Below are 17,236 nucleotides of genomic sequence, written 5' to 3' on the forward strand. Positions count from 1 at the left end.
GGCGGCCCGCGCTCAGCGTGAAGCGCGGAAGCGCGCGAACTTCTGGTAGTCGCGGTGCAGTTTCATCCGCGCGAAGAAGGCGCTGGAGTCCGGCAGCCAGCACAGGACCATCCCGACGATGCCGCACAGGATGCTCAAGAGGTCCAGGATCACGGAGGAGCCGAAACCGGTCACGGAGATGGCGGCCAGGACCGTGCCCAGGACCCGGGCCCACTGGTGGCCCTTCTTCACGAAAACGGCCACCAGGACGTAGAGGGCCACGGTGATGACGAAGGTCAGCACGGTGGACACGACGAAGATGGTTTTGACGGAGTCCGGGCTCTCCTGGGACAGGATGTTCCGGGTGCTGGCCGGCATCTGGTCGATCATCTCGCGGTAGATCTCGTCGAAGTCCACCGCCAGGAAGGTCTGCAGCGACGCGATCAGACCGAAGGCGCACCCGGAGAGGATGAGCCAGAATGCCCAGCGGATGGTCCGGGGTTCCTCGGGCTTCTCGGGAGGGGTGCCCTGGAACCACTGCGCGGGATGCTGGGGCGCCTGCCAGCCCGCGCCGCCCTGAGGGGTTGCGTAGGGACCGGGCTGCTGCTGAGCCGGAGACTGCCACGAGTTCTGCTGAGCGGCGCGGGCCGCCGCCTCCTGCTCCCTCTGGTACTGCTCGTACGGGGAGGGCAGGCCGAGGTCGGCCGCGCGGAGGCCGTACTGCGGCCGGTCCTGCGGGGGCGCCGCCGGGGTGTCGGCTGCCGGGGAGCTGCCTTGCGGGTTGTGGGCGTCCGGCCCGGAGCCACCTTCCGGTGCGACGGGTTCCTGGCCCGGTTCCGGAGTGGGTGCGTGGCTGTTCATGTGGGATTCCCTGACTGGGGCATGGCCCCGGACAAGCCGGGGCGGGACGTCTGTGGCGTCCCACCCCGGCTCATGGACGGTGTGCTGCTGGAGTCGTGGCGCTCAGAACTTCGGCCGCTTGGCGAAGTATGGGCTGGTGTCCTTCAGGTAGAGGAGGACGATGGCGGCGATGCCCATCACGACCACGATGATGTTGATGACGTTGCCGCCGAACAGGCCCATGAGGGACAGTGCCGCGAAGACGGTCCCCAGGATGCGGGCCCAGTTCGCGCCCTTGCGGACGAAGAACGCCACCAGAAGGTACAGCGCCAGCTGGACGACGCCGAACACGATCGCCATCAGGGTCACCATGGAGCGGAGGGAATCGGCGCTGCCGCCGGACTGCTCCATCTGGCGGACCAGGTCGCGGTACTGGGCGGTGTCCGAGATGAACATCGCGCCCAGGATCGCGCCGATCAGATTGAGGACGCCGGCCGCGATGATGAGCCAGAACGAGATCTCCACCTTCTGGGGACGTGCGACCGGGGTCTGCCCGCCGGAGTAGGGGCTCTCGCCGGGCCACTGCGGGGCGCCGGGATAACCGGGGCCTGCCGGCCCGGGCTGGGAGCCGTAGGCCGGAGGAGCGCCATACTGGGGTGCTCCGGTCTGGGGCGCGCCGTACTGTGGTGCGCTCGGATTCGCACCGTACTGGGGCGCGCTGGACGGCTGGTTTTGGCCTGGCTGCTGAGGGGTTGCAGGCTCGTTGGGTGTGCTGCTCATGACAGCTCCTTCGTGAACGGCATGTACGGGTCCGCCGCCAGGAACACGGCGTTCCTTCTACCGTATCCCGTGGGCGGAGGCGTTTCCCCAGCCCACGGGATGATTCTTCAATTCCTCAGACGAAGTGCTTCTGCGATTCGGGCAGCCACATGAGCACGGCCGCGGCGACGGTCACCGCGGAGCCGATGGCCGTGATGCTGAGACCGACCAGGCCCACGATCAGACCGATGGCGGCGAGGGCGCCCAGGATGCTGAGGACGATCCGCGCCCAGCGGGAGCCTTCCTTGAGCCGGATGGCGATGAAGATGACCACGGCGGCCCAGATGATGCTCCAGATGATCCCGCCGATCGAGGCGCCGATCGCGATGCCCGCATAGGAGCCGAGGGAGGCGGTGAGGATGAAGACGTTGATGATGGACAGGAGCACGCCGAGCGCGGCCCCTGCCACCCAGAGCCAGTAAGAGTAGACGAGCTGCTGCGGGACGCCGGACACGTCCTTGAGACGGACGGCGAGATTCTTCGTGTCGAAACCGAAGCTGTTCCGGGCCGGGGCTGCGTAGCCGAGACCCGCGGGAGGTTGGTTGCTGGGTGCGGTGCCCGGAGCACCGGGATATTGGCTGCTCATAATCCACACTTTAGGTTCGACGGGCCGCGCCGGATAGACCCCGGCGTAACTTTCGTCTGAGCGCAATGCATCCGTTACCCCGAGGTAACGGTGCGAGTGACCTGGGATGACGCGGCGCTTAACGCAGGATGCCCGACGACGCCGGGTGGCGTCGTCGGGCATCCACGGCCCGCATCATCCTTCAGGACGATGCGCCGGCCGTGCGCCGGGCGGGCTTCAGCTGGCGGACGGGGCCAGGAAGGAGAGCTCGAGGTTGATCTTGACCTTGTCGGAGACCAGCACGCCACCGGCTTCCAGGGCGGCGTTCCAGGTCAGGCCGAACTCCTTGCGGGAGATGGTGGTCTCGGCGGAGACACCGGCGCGGGTGTTGCCGAAGGGGTCCACGGCCACGCCGCCGAACTCGGCGTCGAAGGTCACGGGGACGGAGACGCCCTTGATGGTCAGCTCGCCGTTCAGCTTGTAGTCCTCGCCGTCGCCTTCCAGGCTGGTGGACTTGAAGGTCAGGGTCGGGTGGTTCTCCACGTCGAAGAAGTCCTCGCCCTTGACGTGGCCGTCACGGTTGGCGTCGCCGGTGCTGATGCTGGCGGACTGGATGGTGGCGTCCACGACGGCATCGTTGTCGGTGACGGTCACGGTGGCGGCCAGATCGCCGAAGGTGCCGCGCACCTTGCTGATGCCCGCGTGGCGGACGGTCCAGGCGGCCTCGCTGTGCGACGGGTCCAGGGTCCAGGTGCCGGGGGTGAGGTTGGTGGGGATGCTCATGGGGTTCTCCTTGTCAGGTCACTCACGTCGATTGGTTGAAGCCTCAACCAACCTTCTGTCACCCAGTATAAACATGCATATGCATCTTTTGTTCCCGGGTTCGGAAAATTTTTCCTGAACTTCAGACGTGGCGCCAGTCATATGTCTCCGCGTGATCGGCGCCGCCCGTCGATTCATGGCGGATTCTCAGCCGCTGCGGGCCCACTCTGGCCCGGGTCGCCCTTAAACTCTGAGAAAATGGAGCCATGCCCCATGCAATCGTTCATCTGATGCGCCACGGCGAGGTGCACAATCCGGACGGCGTCCTGTACGGACGGCTCCCCGGCTTCCACCTCTCAGAACGCGGTTATCGCATGGCGGACCGCCTCGGCGAGTACTTCGGCGCGCAGCGCGACGCCGGGGCGGCGATCGTCCATCTGGTGGCGTCGCCGCTGCTCAGGGCCCAGGAGACCGCCGCCCCCACCGCGGCCGCGCTGGGTCTTGAGATCGAGACGGACGAACGCGTCATCGAGGCGGAGAACCACTTCGAGGGACTGCGGGTCAACCGCAGGGAACTCCTCCATCCGCGGCACTGGCCTCATCTGGTGAACCCCCTGCGGCCGTCCTGGGGCGAGCCCTATGCCGCCCAGGTGAGCCGCGTGATGGCCGCCGTGCACCAGGCCCGGGAGACCGCCGTCGCGCGGGCCGGGGCGGGAGCCGAAGCCGTGATCGTCAGCCACCAGCTGCCCATCTGGTCCACGCGCCTGGCCGCCGAAGGCCGCCGCCTGGCCCATGATCCCCGCAAGCGTGAATGCACCCTCACCTCGGTCACGTCCCTCCTCTTCGACGACGCCGGCCGGCTGGTGGGCGTGACGTACCGTGAACCCGCCGCCGACCTCCTGGTGGGCGCCTCGACCACCCCGGGAGCCTGAGCGATGAGCACCGAACGTTTCCCCCTGGACCGCCGTCAGGTCTTCGGCCTCGCGGGCGCAGGCCTGCTGGGCCTCGCCCTGTCCGCGTGCAGCCAGGACGATCCCCTCGCCAAGCAGGCCCGGGCCGGGGACAACAAGAACTACGTGGCCGGGGACGGCTCCGTCACCGAGTTCGCCCCGGATCAGCGCAAGGCGGCCAAGGACTTCCAGGGTGTGCTGTTCGACGGGAAGCGCGTCACCAGCAAAGACCTCGAGGGCAAGGTGGTGGTGATGAACTTCTGGTTCGCCGCCTGTGCGCCCTGCCGGGTCGAAGCGCCGGACCTCAAGGCGATGCACACCGAGTTCGCACCCAAGGGCGTCGAGTTCTACGGCGTCAATCTCCGTGACGAGAAGGCCACAGCAGAGGCGTTCGAGAAGAACTTCGGCATCACGTACCCCAGTTTCAATGACAAGGACGGGCAGGTGCTGCTCTCCGTGTCCGGCCTGGTTCCCCCGGGAGCGGTGCCCACCACACTGATCTTCGACCGAAAGGGCCGGGTCAGCGCACGCATCCTCGGTCAGCTCGAGAAGGGCACGCTTAAGACCCTCATCGCGTCCGCCCTGGCGGAGCGGGCCTGATCCATGCCCAACAACCCCTTCGCGGAGACCGTGCTCAACGGGTCGCTGCTTCTAGCGGTCCCGGTGGCCATGCTCGCCGGGCTCGTCTCCTTCCTCTCGCCCTGCGTCCTGCCTCTCGTGCCGGGATATCTCGGCTACGTCACTGGCCTGACCGGAGTGGACCTGGAGAAGCAGCGGCGTGGACGGATCTTCGCGGGTGTGGCGCTGTTCGTGCTGGGCTTCTCCGTGGTGTTCGTCCTGCTGGGAGGTGCGTTCGGTCAGCTCGGCGGACTGATTTCCGGCGATCGGCTGCCGACCGTCACCCGCTGGCTCGGGGTGGTCGTGGTGATCATGGGCATCATCTTCCTGGGCGGCTTCGACTTCTTCCAGCGCAATGCCAAGCTGAAGGCCAAGCCTCCCGCGGGTCTGTGGGGCGCGCCCCTGCTGGGCATGACGTTCGGCCTCGGCTGGGCGCCGTGCATCGGCCCGACCTATTCGGCCGTGCAGCTGCTCAGTCTCTCCGGTGGGTCGACGGCGGCCAAGGGGGCTCTCCTGGCCTTCGCCTACAGCCTCGGCCTGGGGATCCCGTTCCTGCTGATCGCCCTGGCGGTCCGGCGCGGCATGGGCGTCATGAAGTTCTTCCGCCAGCACAAGCTCGCCATCCAGCGGCTCGGCGGTCTCATGCTGATCGCCCTGGGCCTACTGATGATCAGCGGCCTGTGGGGTGAATGGACGGTTCAGCTCCAGACCTGGTTCCAGAACGAGGTGAAGCTGCCCATCTAGGGCCGGCACGGGAATGGGACCAGAGGATATGAAGCGCGGACAGGGAAAAGCGCAGACAGGGAAGAAGCACGGATGAGTGAGACGGTGAAGAAGCCCGACGACACGAAGGCACAGGCCACGAAGGTACAGGGCAAGAAGTCGCAGGGCAAGAAGTCCGGCAAGGAGGACATCGCCGTCCCCGTGCTGGGGCCGATCGGGATGCTCCGCTGGGCCTGGACGCAGCTGACCAGCATGCGCACCGCCCTGCTGCTGCTGCTCCTCCTGGCCGTCGCGGCCGTCCCCGGCTCGCTCTTCCCGCAGCGCCCGGCCAACCCGGCGGTGGTCACGCAGTACATCAAGAACAACCCGGTCACGGGGCCGTGGCTGGACCGCTTCCAGCTCTTCGACGTGTACGCGTCCTACTGGTTCTCCGCCATCTACCTGCTGCTCTTCATCTCCCTGATCGGCTGCATCATCCCGCGCGTGCGGGCGCATTACAAGGCGCTGCGCACCGCCCCGCCGAGGACTCCCCGCCGCATCTCCCGGCTGCCCCAGTACGGCACCCTGGTGATCCCTGCCGGGCAGGGGGTGTCGGCGTCGTCGGCGCTGGAGGATGCCGCCGCCGTGCTGCGCAAGCGCCGCTACCGCGTGGAGACCCGCGACGCCGACGGCGAGCGTCCCCACCTCGGCGCCGAGACCGGTTACCTGCGCGAGGTCGGCAACCTCGTGTTCCACACCTCGCTCGTGGGCGTGCTCGTCTCCGTGGCCCTCGGCGGCCTGTTCGGGTACAGCGGTCAGCGCACCATCGTGGAGGGCGAGACCTTCGTCAACACCCTGGTCGGCTACGACCAGTTCACGCCGGGCACGAACTTCCAGTCGGCCTGGCTGAGTCCGTACTCGATGCGGCTGGACAAGTTCGAGGTCCGGTACGACCGCGAGTCCGTCAAGCAATTCGGCCAGCCGATCGACTTCACCGCCCACGTCACCACGCAGGACGGTCCGGACGCGGCTCCGCAGCAGCAGACCCTGAAGGTGAACTCCCCGCTGGAGATCGGCGGGACCGGCGTCTACCTGGTGGGCAACGGCTACGCTCCGGTCATCACGGTGCGGGACGGCAACGGGAACGTGGCCCTGCAGGGGCCGGTGCCCTCCATCCCGACGGACGGCGTGTACACCTCCACGATGGTGATCAAGGTGCCGGACGCCAAACCGGACCAGCTCGGATTCGTGGGATTCTTCCTGCCGTCCGCCCAGCTCAACGACCAGGGTGTGGCCTACAGCGCCGACCCGGACCCGCTCAAGCCGCAGCTGAACCTCAACTCGTACTACGGCGACCTGGGCCTGGACTCCGGCGCCCCGCAGAACGTCTACAGCCTGGACGTGAAGAACCTCAAGCAGCTCAACGGCCGTGATCTGCCGGCCAAGGGCATCGTCCTGGACTCCGGCCAGACGTACAAACTGCCGGACGGCAAGGGTTCCATCACGTTCGACGGACTCAAGCGCTTCATCGCCGTCGACGTCCGCCACAACCCGGGCCAGGTCCCCGCGCTCGTGTTCGCGCTGGTGGCCGTGGGCGGTCTGGTGATCTCCCTCTACGTCGGGCGCCGCCGGGCCTGGGTCCGGACCGGAACCGCCGACGACGGCCGGGTCATGGTCGAGTACGGCCTCCTCGCCCGCGGCGAGGACCACGGCCTGGCCAAGGAGACCGCGAAGATCCGGCAGGCGCTTCAGGACGGCTGGGGACTGAACGCCGGACCCGGAGAGCCGCCTGGCGGCTTCGGAAGCACGGCGGATAATGGAAAGAACGCGGCCGGGCCCGACACCGGGGCGGCGCGCAATGGAAAGGAAAGCTCATGACACCGCTGAACCCGCTGCTGGGGGAGTACAGCGAGCTCTTCATGCTGCTCGCCGCCGGAACCTACACGGTGGCGTTCATCGCCTTCGCCTGGGATCTGGCCAAGAGCAGCGCCACCCTGAAGGCGATCGATGAGCGTGCCGCGCAGCAGCAGGCCCGTCAGCTGGTCGGCGCAGGCGCCCCGGTCACCTCTCAGGAGGCATCCGGCGGCGGAGCCATCACGGCGGATCCCTCCATGCGCTACGCCACGGAACGGCGCGTCCCCGCCCGTGTCGCCGTCGCCCTCACTGTCCTCGCGGCGCTGATCCACGGCGCCGGCGTGATCACCCGTGGCATCGCCGCCGGCCGTGTGCCGTGGGGCAACATGTACGAGTTCCTCACCACGGGCGCCTGGCTCGTGGCCGTGGTCTTCCTGCTCGTGCTGCTGCGCCGCGATCTGCGCTTCGTGGGCACCTTCGTGACGGCCCTCGTCATCATCATGCTCGTGGCCGCCTCGGTCGCGTTCTGGACGCCGGTGGGCCACCTGGTCCCGGCCCTGCAGAGCTACTGGCTGATCATCCACGTCTCCATCGCGGTGCTGTCCTCGGCGCTCTTCACCCTGACGTTCTCCATGTCGGTGCTGCAGCTCATCCAGTCCCGCCGCGAAGGCCAGCTGGCCCTGGGCCGTGAGGACAAGCTCAGCTTCATGCGTCTGGTCCCCAACGCCCTGAGCCTGGAGAACTTCAGCTACCGCATCAACACCATCGCGTTCGTGGGCTGGACCTTCACCCTCATGTTCGGCGCCATCTGGGCCGAGAAGGCCTGGGGCCGCTTCTGGGGCTGGGACACCAAGGAAGTCTGGACCTTCGTGATCTGGGTGGTCTACGCGGGCTACTTGCACGCACGCGCCACCCGCGGCTGGACCGGCACCCGTGCCGCCTGGCTGTCGATCGTGGGCTACCTGTGCGTGGTCTTCAACTTCACGATCGTGAACCAGTACTTCAACGGTCTGCACTCCTACTCGGGACTCTGACCCCGGAGCCTCTGCGGCGCCATCCGGACAGCGCTCAGGCCCGGTTCCAGGAATCCTGGGACCGGGCCTGAGGTGTCTCCCATGCCGGTCTGTCTCCCGTGCCGGGCGCTGTGCCGCCCGTGGGGCGAGGTGCGGAGGTGGGTCAGGCGTCCTGGCCGGGAGCGCCGTCGTCGCCCTTGTGAAGCCGGCGTTCCTGCTCTTCCAGCTTCTTGCGCATCTCCTCGAGCTTGCGGGCCTCCTCCTGGTTGCGGCGGCGCTCCTCGAGGTTGCGCAGGAACTGGGGGTCGTCGTCGGGGCCCAGTGGGCGGCCACCCGTGACGCCGCCGCCGGCGCCCCGGCCGTTCGACGCGGGGCCGCCGGTGGCAGGACGCGTCGCGGCGGTGCGGGGACGGCCGAGCACGAACCACAGGATGGCGCCCAGCAGCGGCAGCAGAAGCAGCGCGACGATCCACACGCCCTTCGGCACCCCGCGCACCTCACGGGAGTCCGTGCGGAGGCAGTCGATGAGGGCGTAGATGCAGACAGCGACGATGACGACTGAGATGATGACCCGGGGCATCCTGCCAGTGTACTGAGCCGCCCTGGAAACCAGCTGGGGCGCGTGCGGCGGCGCCCTGCCGCTGTGCCTTGCCGCTGAGACAGTGAGTTTCCGCTGAACCAGTGTGTTCAGCTCACTGTTTCAGCGGAAACCCACTGTCTCGGCCAGGCGTGGGGTAGGTGGGATGGGGTTGGTGGTGGGCCGATGGTGGTGCGGGGTGGCGCACCGGCCGGGGGATCGTCCAGGAACGGCCGGTAGAATGGCAGGGTGGCGAATCTGAAGTACCTTCTCATCCGGCTGGCCCTCTTCGCGGTGGCTCTGGTCATCTGCCTCTTCCTGGGCACCGGCCTGATCCTCGGCGCGATCTTCGCCGCCGTGATCGCGTTCGCGGTCAGCTACCTCTTCTTCAGCCGCCAGCGCGACGACGCCGCGGTGCAGCTGGCCAGCACCATCGGCTCCCGCTCGCGGGACGGCCGCGCGGAGAAGGACGCCGCCGCGGAGGACGCCGAGGTGGGCCGAGCCGAGCAGAGCATCGCGGAACCGGTGGAACCCCGCCGGAAGGATGCCCCCACGGATTCCAGGAACGCTTAGAACCCCCCCCAGCTCAGACGCACGGATGCCCCGGACCACGATGGTCCGGGGCATCCGTCGTTTCGGCGCTGTGGCGAGGGCTCAGGGCGGAGTCCCCAAATGCTGTTTCCCGTGCCGGCGGCCAGGGCAGGCCGGGCCCTACACCCCGTGCTGGAGGATGAGCGCCACCGCGAACAGGGCCGCGTAGCCGAGGTTGAGCATGCCCGTCTGCTGCAGCACCGGGATCAGGGCCTTGCCGGTCCGGCCGGAGAGCATGAGCCAGCAGGGGAGCAGGGCCGCCGGGATCAGCAGGAGCACCAGCAGGATCCAGAGGTTCTCCGGCGCCAGGATGAGCGAGGACAGGATCGCGACCGCGAGCATCAGCACGTACGTGCGGCGGGCCAGCCGGTCGCCCAGGCGGACGGCCAGGGTGTACTTCTTGGACGCCTTGTCCGTGGGGATGTCCCGCACGTTGTTCGCCATGAGGACCGCGCAGGCGATGAGGCCCGTGCCGACGGCGCCCACGATCGCGCTGAGGCTGATGTGCCCGGCCTGGGTGTACGTGGTGCCGAGCGTCGCCACGAGCCCGAAGAACACGAACACGAACAGCTCGCCGAGGCCCTGGTAGCCATACGGGTTCTTGCCGCCCGTGTAGCCCCAGGCCGCGATGACGGCTCCCAGACCCACCAGGATCATCCACCAGGTCTGCGTGAGCAGGACCAGGACGAGGCCGGTCACCATGGAGAGCCCGTAACAGCTCAGGGCCGCGATGAGCACGGCGCGCGGCTTGGCGGCCCCCGAACCGACCAGACGGAACGGGCCGACGCGGTTCTCATCCGTGCCGCGGATGCCGTCCGAGTAGTCGTTGGAGTAGTTGACGCCGACCTGGAGCAGCAGTGCGATGAGTGCCGCCAGGATCGCGTTGACGAGGTTGAAGGCGTGCAGCTGGTACGCCGCCGCGCTGCCGATCACCACGGGGGCGATCGCCGCGGGAAGGGTGCGGGGACGGGCCCCTTGGATCCACTGGGCGGCTGTAGCCACGGTTACCTCTCGCTCGGCATCGGGTGCTGTTTCAGAATCTGCTGATTCAAAATCTGCTGGTTCAGAATCTGTGGCGCGGATGCGCCGTAGCTATTTTCCCCCATGTTCGGAGGCGAGCCGGGCAAGGATCGCCTGACGGTCCACTTTGCCGTTCTCCAGGAGGGGGAGGGCGTCCCAGAAAGACACCAGACGAGGACGCAGGGCCCCGAAATCCGCGCGCAGCGCCTCGGCCAGTGCCACCGGGTCGCCGGCGGCTCCGGGGCGCAGCACCACGGCGGCCGCCACGGCCTGCCCCCACTCGGCGGAGGGGACGCCGCCGACGAAGGCCTGCGCGACGCCGTCGAGCGCTTCCAGCGCCCGCTGGACATCCAGTGCGGCGACCTTGCTGCCTCCGGAGTTGATCACATCGTCCACGCGGCCCGTCACGCGCAGGACGCCGTCGCCGTCCAGTTCGCCCAGATCGCTCGTGCGGAAGTAGCGTTCGCCGTCGAGGTCCACGAAGGCGTCCTCGGTGGCCTGAGGATCGTCCAGGTAGCCGTCCGCGAGGGTCGGGCCGCCCAGGTGCACGCGGCCGTCCACGAGGCGCACCTCCACGTCCTCCAGAGCCCGTCCGTTGTAGACGCAGCCGCCGGAGGTCTCGGCCGAGCCGTAGGTGGTGACGACGTTCAGGCCCAGTTCCCGGGCCCGTGCGAGCAGCGCGGGGGAGACCGCGGCGCCGCCCAGAAGGATCGCGGTGAAGCGGCGCAGGACGCGCAGGGTGTCCTCGGCCGGCGCCTCCAGCAGCCGCGCGAGCTGCGTGGGGACCAGCGACGTGAAGCGCACCGGATCGGTCAGCTCGTCCGCGGCGGCCACGAACGCCTCCAGGGTGAAACCGCCCGAGAGGTCCATGGCCCATGGCCGCGTTCCGGCGAAGAGAGACCTGACCAGGACCTGGACCCCCGCCACGTAGTGCAGCGGCAGGGCCAGGAGCCACTGCCCTTCACCCCGTAGGGCCACGGCGGTGGCCATGGAGCTGGCCGCCAGAGCCTCCGAGGAGAGCACCACGGCCTTGGGCCGGCCGGTGGAACCGGACGTGCGGACGACGACGGCGGCGTCCGGGTGGCCGGGCAGCCGCACCGTGCCGATCCGCTCACCGAAGTCGACGGCCGGGCCTTCGCCGTGGAGGGCCGCGGCGAGATCGTGGAGGACGGGGTCGAGGTTCTGCATGGGGTCCTGGGTGTCGAAGGGGCGAGAAGGAGGAGATCCTCTAGAAGTAGTACGGGAAGTCGGACCAGTCGGGATCGCGCTTCTCGAGGAACGCCTGCTTGCCCTCCACGGCCTCATCCGTCATGTAGGCCAGGCGGGTCGCTTCGCCGGCGAAGACCTGCTGACCGGCCAGGCCGTCGTCGGCGAGGTTGAAAGCGAACTTGAGCATGCGGATGGCCTGCGGGGACTGGCGGGCGATGTCCCGGGCGTAGCCGAGGGCCACGGTCTCCAGTTCGGCGTGCGGGACGGCCTCGTTGACGGCGCCCATCCGGACCATGTCCTCGGCCGAGTATTCGCGGGCCAGGAAGAAGATCTCGCGGGCGTTCTTCTGCCCCACCTGGCGGGCCAGGAGCGCTGAGCCGTAGCCCGCGTCGAAGCTGCCCACCGTGGCGTCGGTCTGCTTGAACTTGCCGTATTCGCGGGACGCGATGGTGAGGTCCGAGACGACGTGCAGCGAGTGCCCGCCACCGGCCGCCCAGCCGTTCACGACGGCGATGACGACCTTGGGCATCGTCCGCATGAGGCGCTGGACCTCGAGGATGTGGAGGCGTCCGGCGCGGGCGGGGTCCACGGTCTCGCTGGTCTCGCCCTCGGCGTACTTGTAACCGTCGCGGCCGCGGATGCGCTGATCGCCGCCCGAGCAGAAGGCGTGGCCCCCGTCCTTCGGGGAGGGGCCGTTGCCCGTGAGGAGGACGGTGGCGACGTCGGGTGTCATGCGGGCGTGGTCCATGGCCCGGTAGAGCTCATCGACGGTGTGGGGACGGAAGGCGTTGCGCACTTCGGGCCGGTCGAAGGCGATCCGGACGCACGGGAGGTCGCGGATGATCGCGCCGTCCTCATCCCGCTCCACCTGCCGGTGATAGGTCAGGTCCGTGAAATCGAAGCCGTCCACCACGCGCCACTGGCGGGGGTCGAAGGTGTCGGAGACGGACTCTGGGAGGGCGTTGGCGGTCATGGGTGCATACTATGCCCGTCATACCGTCTCCAAATAAACGATAGAATACTCTCAGTGACGTTGACGTCTATGTCCACATGACCATGAGTCGGCGCACTGGGGGCGGTGCGCGACATCGAGCCACCGAGGTTCTTCTTCTGATGAAATCCAGTCTGCGCCGCATCGGCGCGCCCACTTTCTCGCTGGCGGCCGGGGTCGCCGCCCTCCTTGCCGCAGGAGCTCTCGCGGTCCAGAGCGCACCGGCCGCCGTGGCCGCCGCGGTGAACTGCATCCAGACGCTGCCGGGCATCGACGCGAACCCCGCGCCCGAAGGCTATGACAACCGCCCGAACCTCTTCGTCAAGGGCGGCTTCACGGTCGTCCAGAACGCCGCGGAGATGGAAGGCAAGGCCGTCGTGCTCGGCGACGCGTCCGTGACCAAGGCGAGCGGCATCTACAACGTCGGCACCGCGGGCGTCGGCTCCGGCCTGTGGCCGCAGCCGGGCACGGATCACCTGGTGGTCGGCGGCTCGCTGAGCGCGAACTCCGGCGTGACGGTCGACGTCGGGGCCAACAACACCCCAGGTGGCGGCGCGGTCTCCGCCGGTGGCGACGTGACCGTGGCGAAGCTCAGCACCAACGGCGGCAAGGTCACCACCAACGACTCCTCCGCCGCGGACGCCTACCGTGACCTTCCGGCGCGCATCCAGACGACGTCGGCCTCCTACGCGGCGCTGCCCGCCACCGGCATCGTCTCCGTGACCGGCTGGGGCATCGACCTGGTGGGCGACGGCACCTCCGCGACCCAGGTGTTCACCCTGGACGGCAAGGCTCTGGGCGCCGCGGTGCGGTCCCTCGAGGTCAAGAACGTGCCGGCGACATCGCGCATGATCATCAACGTCACCGGTGGTCCGCAGGTGACTCTGGGCCTGAACGCCCTCCTGCTCAACGGCGTCCCCGTGCCGATCAGCGACTCCACGTTCGGCGAGCTCGCCGGTCACATGCTGTGGAACTACACCGAGGCGCAGGATGTCCACGTGACGGGATCGGCCCAGGTCCCCGGCTCGATGCTGGTCCCGAGCGAGGCCGGCACCACGACCATCGACGTGCCCGGCTACAACGGCCGCGTCTACGTGAACGGCGATTTCGTCCACGGCGGCAGCGGCTCCGAGGTGCACGCCTACCCGTTCCCGGATGAGCTGACCACGTGCACCGTCGACCCGACTCCGCAGCCGACGACGACCTCCCCGGTCCCGACCGAGACCGCCACGTCTCCGGTCCCGACGGAGACGGCTACGTCTCCGGTCCCGACGGAGACGGCTACGTCTCCGGTCCCGACCGAGACCGCCACGTCTCCGGTCCCGACGGAGACCGCCACGTCCCCGGTCCCGACCGAGACGAGCACATCCGCCCCGGCCACCTCCGCCCCCGCGACCAGCACGGCTCCCGTGGCCACGCCGTCGTCGTCGACGAGCGCTCCCGTGAACGGGTCCGCGACGCCGACCGCCGGCGGCAGCGGTGACCTCGCCGTCACCGGCGCCTCCTCGGCGCTGCTGCCCACCGCGCTCGCCGCGTTCGGATTCCTGGTGATCGGCGCCGTGACCCTGCTGACCGTGCGAGGCCGCGGACGGCACTGATCCCCGGCCTCGTGACCGCGGGGCACCAGCCCGAAATCCCTCGTCCGGCGACCAGCGCCGGGCGGGGGATTTCCGCGTTTCCGGGCCTGGAACCCGACATCTGACTCTGAAACATTCGTCAAATGTTGGAAACTGCGGGAATCGGCCTGCCCAGCTGTCGAAGTCCGGCGAATATCCTCCCACGTGCAGGCCATCCCATCATTGTGATGTGCGACTCAAGCGCTTGTTAGTCAAATCACGTTCGGTGAAGGGTCCGTACACTTGTCTACCGTGTCAGATACAACGCAGCAGGAGCGCACCGAGGGCCAGGCCAACAGGCAGGGTTCCAGCGCCGCAGACAGCACCACTCTCAGCGCCGAGGGTTACAGCAAGTCCCTGAGCCGCCGTCACGTGACCATGATCGCCATGGGCGGGGCCATCGGCGTCGGACTCTTCATGGGAGCCGGCGGGCGTCTTGCCTCCACCGGCCCGGCTTTGATCTTCTCCTACGCCATCGCCGGCGTGATCGCCTACTTCCTCATGCGGGCCCTGGGCGAGCTCATCATGTACCGCCAGACGTCCGGATCCTTCGTGTCCTACGCGGGTGAGCTCTTCGGCTCCAAGGGCGCGTTCCTCTCCGGCTGGATGTACTTCCTGAACTGGGGCATGACCGGCATCGCCGAACTGATCGCCATCGGCCTCTACTTCCAGTACTTCTTCCCGAACGTCCCGGTGGAGGTCTCCGCCATCGCGGCGCTCGTGCTCCTGGTGGCTGTGAACCTCCTCTCGGTCAAGGCCTTCGGCGAGTTCGAGTTCTGGGCCTCCGTCCTGAAGGTCGGCGCCATCCTGATCTTCCTCGTGGTCGGCACCGTGCTGGTCGTCATGAACGCCCAGGTTGGCCCGTCCCACGCGAGCCCGGCCAACCTCTTCGCGGGCGACGGCGGCATGTTCCCGCACGGTGTCCTGGTCATGGTCCTCGTGCTCAACGCGGTCATCTTCGCCTACAACGCCATCGAACTGGTCGGCATCACCGCCGGCGAGATGGAGAATCCGGCCCGCGAGGTGCCCAAGGCGATCCGCGCCGTCGTGATCCGCATCGTGGTCTTCTACGTCGGTTCCGTGACCCTGCTGGCGATGCTCCTCCCGAGCGACCAGTACAAGGCCGGCACCAGCCCCTTCGTCACCGTGTTCGGCCAGATGGGCCTGCCGTGGATGGGCGATGTCATGAACTTCATCGTCATCACCGCGGCACTGTCCTCCTGCAACTCCGGCCTGTACTCGATCGGCCGCATCTTCCGCACCATGGCCAACAACGGGCACGCCCCGAAGTGGCTCACCAAGATGTCCTCGCGGCACATCCCGTTCGCGGCCATCCTGGCGATCGGCGCCTTCTACCTGGTCGGCATCATCCTGAACGTCTGGCTCGGCGGCTCCCACGCCTTCGACCTGGCGCTCAACACCGCGTCGATCGGCGTGATCTTCACCTGGGGCTCGATCTTCGCCTGTCAGATCATGCTGCGGAAGAAGAAGGGCAAGGTGTCCAGCCTCCCGATGCCGGGCTCCCCGTGGACCAGCTGGGCCGGTCTGGTGGCGCTTCTGGTGATCACCGTGCTGATCGGCTTCGACACCTCCAAGGGCTCGGACGGCAGCGTGTTCTACCTCGGCGCCTGGACCCTCGCGACCGTGCCGCTCTTCGCGCTGCTCCTGTGGCTCGGCTGGCTCAAGGTGCGGAACAACAAGCCGAAGAGCGAACTCTTCAGCTGACCGCCCGCCGGCTGCCGGGGCCCTCGGTCCCGGCCCGGACGGACTGAGCGCACGACGGCGGCGCCTCCCCACCGTGGGGAGGCGCCGCCGTCGTCGTTTCCGGAGCCCTGCCACCGCAGATGAACGCTGGGTGAACCCCTTGGAATCCGGGCCATCCGGACCGCAGAATGGTCCTCGTGCAAAAAATCGATCCCGTGACCCTGCACGGGAAATACGTCACCCTGGAACCCCTGAGCCGGGACCACGAAGCCGGGCTGGTCGAGGCCGTCCACGACGGCGAGCTGTGGAACCTCTGGTACACCTCCGTGCCGCGCCCGGAGGCCATGGCGGCCGAGATCGACCGCCGCCTGGCATTGCAGGAGACGGGCAGCATGCTGCCGTTCACGGCTGTCTCCAATGCCACCGGAGAGGTGCTCGGGATGACGAGTTTCATGAACATCGACCATGCCCTGCCCCGGCTGGAGATCGGTTCGACGTGGAATCGCCGCTCGGCGCATGGCACCGGCACGAATGCCGATTCCAAGTACCTGCTGCTGCGGCACGCCTTCGAGACGGTGGGCTGCGTGGCCGTGGAGTTCCGGACCAACTGGCTCAATCACCAGTCGCGCGAGGCGATCGCCCGGCTCGGCGCCAAGCAGGACGGGGTGCTGCGCAGCCAGGCCCTGACGCCCGAAGGGGTGCTGCGGGACACCGTGGTGTTCTCCATCCTGGCAGGGGAGTGGGCCGCCGTGAAGAGGAACCTGGAGTACCGGCTGGGCAAGGCCCGCTGAGCCGGGCCGGGCGTGTGACAAGACGGCTCGCGCGCAGTTTGCTTCAATGAGGGGATGCTGACCCTGATCGCGCCCCACGCCGATGCCTACGACGCCTGGAAAGACTGCCTGCACGACTTCGGCGACGGCCCCCTGGACGGTTCCGGGTTCAATCAGGAGGCCGCCGCCCCGAACCTGAGCCGGGACGGGTTCGAGCAGTACCTGACGCAGCGCCTTACGGAGGGGGACACCTCGGTGGAGCCGGCTCCGGGCCGGGTGCACTGCAGCTACTACTGGATCGTGGAGGACGGCCAGGAGGAGATCCTCGGCTTCCTGGCGATCCGGCACGACCTCAATGACTTCCTGTTCAACTACGGCGGTCACATCGGCTACTCGGTGCGGCCCTCCGCGCGTCGCCGGGGGATCGCGACGGCGGCGCTCGCCGAATCCCTGCGGCTCGCCCCGGCCCTGGGCATCGAGGACGTCCTGGTCACGTGCGTGGAGGACAACAAGGCCTCCCGTGCCGTGATCGAAGCCAACGAGGGCCGGTACGAGGATTCCCGGGACGGGTTCCGGCGGTACTGGTTCCCGGTCGGCTGACGCACGCCGCCCGGACATGCTGAAGGCTCGCCCCGAGAACGGGGCGGGCCTTCAGC

The 17,236-nt window shown here is 68.3% G+C and carries 18 protein-coding genes; 10 read left to right on the forward strand and 8 right to left on the reverse strand.

The annotated features are described in order from the left end of the window. Positions 1 to 12 precede the first annotated feature (12 nt). From BLV63_RS04845 to BLV63_RS04860, 4 genes are all read right to left on the reverse strand, one after another. Positions 13 to 840: a hypothetical protein gene (locus BLV63_RS04845; protein WP_066215865.1), complete on the reverse strand. Its 828-nt coding sequence runs from the start codon at positions 838 to 840 to the stop codon at positions 13 to 15. Between the two features lie 102 nt (positions 841 to 942). Further along, positions 943 to 1,599, reverse strand: coding sequence for a hypothetical protein (locus BLV63_RS04850; RefSeq protein ID WP_074784036.1), 657 nt, complete (start codon positions 1,597 to 1,599; stop codon positions 943 to 945). Positions 1,600 to 1,714: 115 nt separating this feature from the next. Further along, on the reverse strand, positions 1,715 to 2,224 hold the full coding sequence (locus tag BLV63_RS04855; RefSeq protein WP_066215860.1) for a hypothetical protein: 510 nt from the start codon (positions 2,222 to 2,224) through the stop codon (positions 1,715 to 1,717). A 216-nt stretch (positions 2,225 to 2,440) separates the two neighbouring features. Then, the gene (locus BLV63_RS04860) at positions 2,441 to 2,986 is read right to left on the reverse strand and encodes a YceI family protein (protein ID WP_066215858.1); all 546 of its coding nucleotides are present in this window, start codon (positions 2,984 to 2,986) and stop codon (positions 2,441 to 2,443) included. Positions 2,987 to 3,231: 245 nt separating this feature from the next. Between BLV63_RS04860 and BLV63_RS04865 the strand changes: the two genes are divergently transcribed. The 5 genes from BLV63_RS04865 to ccsB all read left to right on the forward strand — a co-directional run bounded on the left by BLV63_RS04865 (position 3,232) and on the right by ccsB (position 8,123). After that, positions 3,232 to 3,897, forward strand: coding sequence for a histidine phosphatase family protein (locus BLV63_RS04865; protein ID WP_066215856.1), 666 nt, complete (start codon positions 3,232 to 3,234; stop codon positions 3,895 to 3,897). Positions 3,898 to 3,900: 3 nt separating this feature from the next. Continuing rightward, complete coding sequence (locus tag BLV63_RS04870) at positions 3,901 to 4,515, forward strand: TlpA family protein disulfide reductase (protein ID WP_066215854.1); 615 nt, start codon at positions 3,901 to 3,903, stop codon at positions 4,513 to 4,515. Positions 4,516 to 4,518: 3 nt separating this feature from the next. Continuing rightward, the gene (locus tag BLV63_RS04875) at positions 4,519 to 5,277 is read left to right on the forward strand and encodes a cytochrome c biogenesis CcdA family protein (RefSeq protein WP_066215851.1); all 759 of its coding nucleotides are present in this window, start codon (positions 4,519 to 4,521) and stop codon (positions 5,275 to 5,277) included. A 72-nt stretch (positions 5,278 to 5,349) separates the two neighbouring features. Beyond that, positions 5,350 to 7,113 carry a cytochrome c biogenesis protein ResB gene (gene resB / locus BLV63_RS04880; protein WP_082724249.1) on the forward strand — a complete coding sequence of 588 codons (1,764 nt, stop codon included), beginning with the start codon at positions 5,350 to 5,352 and terminating at the stop codon, positions 7,111 to 7,113. After that, positions 7,110 to 8,123, forward strand: a complete 1,014-nt coding sequence (ccsB, locus tag BLV63_RS04885) for a c-type cytochrome biogenesis protein CcsB (RefSeq protein ID WP_066215850.1) — start codon at positions 7,110 to 7,112, stop codon at positions 8,121 to 8,123. Before resB ends, ccsB begins: the two co-directional genes overlap by 4 nt. Positions 8,124 to 8,265: 142 nt before the next feature. Here the strand turns inward: ccsB and BLV63_RS04890 are convergent, their stop codons facing one another. Then, positions 8,266 to 8,682, reverse strand: coding sequence for a PLDc N-terminal domain-containing protein (locus BLV63_RS04890; protein ID WP_107003097.1), 417 nt, complete (start codon positions 8,680 to 8,682; stop codon positions 8,266 to 8,268). Between the two features lie 246 nt (positions 8,683 to 8,928). Between BLV63_RS04890 and BLV63_RS04895 the strand changes: the two genes are divergently transcribed. After that, positions 8,929 to 9,252 carry a DUF4229 domain-containing protein gene (locus BLV63_RS04895; protein WP_066215849.1) on the forward strand — a complete coding sequence of 108 codons (324 nt, stop codon included), beginning with the start codon at positions 8,929 to 8,931 and terminating at the stop codon, positions 9,250 to 9,252. A 138-nt stretch (positions 9,253 to 9,390) separates the two neighbouring features. On the opposite strand, the gene BLV63_RS04900 is transcribed toward BLV63_RS04895, so the two are convergent. From BLV63_RS04900 to BLV63_RS04910, 3 genes are all read right to left on the reverse strand, one after another. Continuing rightward, positions 9,391 to 10,272, reverse strand: a complete 882-nt coding sequence (locus BLV63_RS04900; RefSeq protein WP_066215847.1) for a 1,4-dihydroxy-2-naphthoate polyprenyltransferase — start codon at positions 10,270 to 10,272, stop codon at positions 9,391 to 9,393. Positions 10,273 to 10,362: 90 nt separating this feature from the next. Further along, positions 10,363 to 11,478, reverse strand: a complete 1,116-nt coding sequence (locus BLV63_RS04905) for an AMP-binding protein (protein WP_066215845.1) — start codon at positions 11,476 to 11,478, stop codon at positions 10,363 to 10,365. A 40-nt stretch (positions 11,479 to 11,518) separates the two neighbouring features. Further along, positions 11,519 to 12,472 (reverse strand): 1,4-dihydroxy-2-naphthoyl-CoA synthase, encoded by a 954-nt coding sequence (locus tag BLV63_RS04910; RefSeq protein ID WP_066215841.1) that lies wholly within the window; start codon positions 12,470 to 12,472, stop codon positions 11,519 to 11,521. A 140-nt stretch (positions 12,473 to 12,612) separates the two neighbouring features. Between BLV63_RS04910 and BLV63_RS04915 the strand changes: the two genes are divergently transcribed. From BLV63_RS04915 to BLV63_RS04930, 4 genes are all read left to right on the forward strand, one after another. Then, positions 12,613 to 14,088, forward strand: coding sequence for a choice-of-anchor A family protein (locus BLV63_RS04915; protein WP_066215839.1), 1,476 nt, complete (start codon positions 12,613 to 12,615; stop codon positions 14,086 to 14,088). A 270-nt stretch (positions 14,089 to 14,358) separates the two neighbouring features. Beyond that, positions 14,359 to 15,831: an amino acid permease gene (locus tag BLV63_RS04920; protein ID WP_066215836.1), complete on the forward strand. Its 1,473-nt coding sequence runs from the start codon at positions 14,359 to 14,361 to the stop codon at positions 15,829 to 15,831. A 167-nt stretch (positions 15,832 to 15,998) separates the two neighbouring features. Continuing rightward, on the forward strand, positions 15,999 to 16,601 hold the full coding sequence (locus tag BLV63_RS04925) for a GNAT family N-acetyltransferase (RefSeq protein ID WP_066215833.1): 603 nt from the start codon (positions 15,999 to 16,001) through the stop codon (positions 16,599 to 16,601). A 54-nt stretch (positions 16,602 to 16,655) separates the two neighbouring features. Further along, complete coding sequence (locus tag BLV63_RS04930) at positions 16,656 to 17,180, forward strand: GNAT family N-acetyltransferase (protein WP_066215832.1); 525 nt, start codon at positions 16,656 to 16,658, stop codon at positions 17,178 to 17,180. Positions 17,181 to 17,236 lie beyond the last annotated feature (56 nt).

The organism is Arthrobacter woluwensis, from assembly GCF_900105345.1.
Classification (GTDB): domain Bacteria; phylum Actinomycetota; class Actinomycetes; order Actinomycetales; family Micrococcaceae; genus Arthrobacter_E; species Arthrobacter_E woluwensis.

What these genes read in the sequence shown, in the direction of transcription:
- BLV63_RS04930 (WP_066215832.1), top strand. Translation starts at nt 16,656, where the DNA reads ATGCTGACCCTGATCGCGCCCCACGCCGATGCCTACGACGCCTGGAAA.
- ccsB (WP_066215850.1), top strand. Translation starts at nt 7,110, where the DNA reads ATGACACCGCTGAACCCGCTGCTGGGGGAGTACAGCGAGCTCTTCATG.
- BLV63_RS04915 (WP_066215839.1), top strand. Translation starts at nt 12,613, where the DNA reads ATGAAATCCAGTCTGCGCCGCATCGGCGCGCCCACTTTCTCGCTGGCG.
- BLV63_RS04925 (WP_066215833.1), top strand. Translation starts at nt 15,999, where the DNA reads ATGGTCCTCGTGCAAAAAATCGATCCCGTGACCCTGCACGGGAAATAC.
- BLV63_RS04865 (WP_066215856.1), top strand. Translation starts at nt 3,232, where the DNA reads ATGCCCCATGCAATCGTTCATCTGATGCGCCACGGCGAGGTGCACAAT.
- BLV63_RS04850 (WP_074784036.1), bottom strand. Translation starts at nt 1,599, where the DNA reads ATGAGCAGCACACCCAACGAGCCTGCAACCCCTCAGCAGCCAGGCCAA.
- BLV63_RS04860 (WP_066215858.1), bottom strand. Translation starts at nt 2,986, where the DNA reads ATGAGCATCCCCACCAACCTCACCCCCGGCACCTGGACCCTGGACCCG.
- BLV63_RS04845 (WP_066215865.1), bottom strand. Translation starts at nt 840, where the DNA reads ATGAACAGCCACGCACCCACTCCGGAACCGGGCCAGGAACCCGTCGCA.
- BLV63_RS04855 (WP_066215860.1), bottom strand. Translation starts at nt 2,224, where the DNA reads ATGAGCAGCCAATATCCCGGTGCTCCGGGCACCGCACCCAGCAACCAA.
- BLV63_RS04905 (WP_066215845.1), bottom strand. Translation starts at nt 11,478, where the DNA reads ATGCAGAACCTCGACCCCGTCCTCCACGATCTCGCCGCGGCCCTCCAC.
- BLV63_RS04890 (WP_107003097.1), bottom strand. Translation starts at nt 8,682, where the DNA reads ATGCCCCGGGTCATCATCTCAGTCGTCATCGTCGCTGTCTGCATCTAC.
- resB (WP_082724249.1), top strand. Translation starts at nt 5,350, where the DNA reads ATGAGTGAGACGGTGAAGAAGCCCGACGACACGAAGGCACAGGCCACG.
- BLV63_RS04875 (WP_066215851.1), top strand. Translation starts at nt 4,519, where the DNA reads ATGCCCAACAACCCCTTCGCGGAGACCGTGCTCAACGGGTCGCTGCTT.
- BLV63_RS04870 (WP_066215854.1), top strand. Translation starts at nt 3,901, where the DNA reads ATGAGCACCGAACGTTTCCCCCTGGACCGCCGTCAGGTCTTCGGCCTC.
- BLV63_RS04910 (WP_066215841.1), bottom strand. Translation starts at nt 12,472, where the DNA reads ATGACCGCCAACGCCCTCCCAGAGTCCGTCTCCGACACCTTCGACCCC.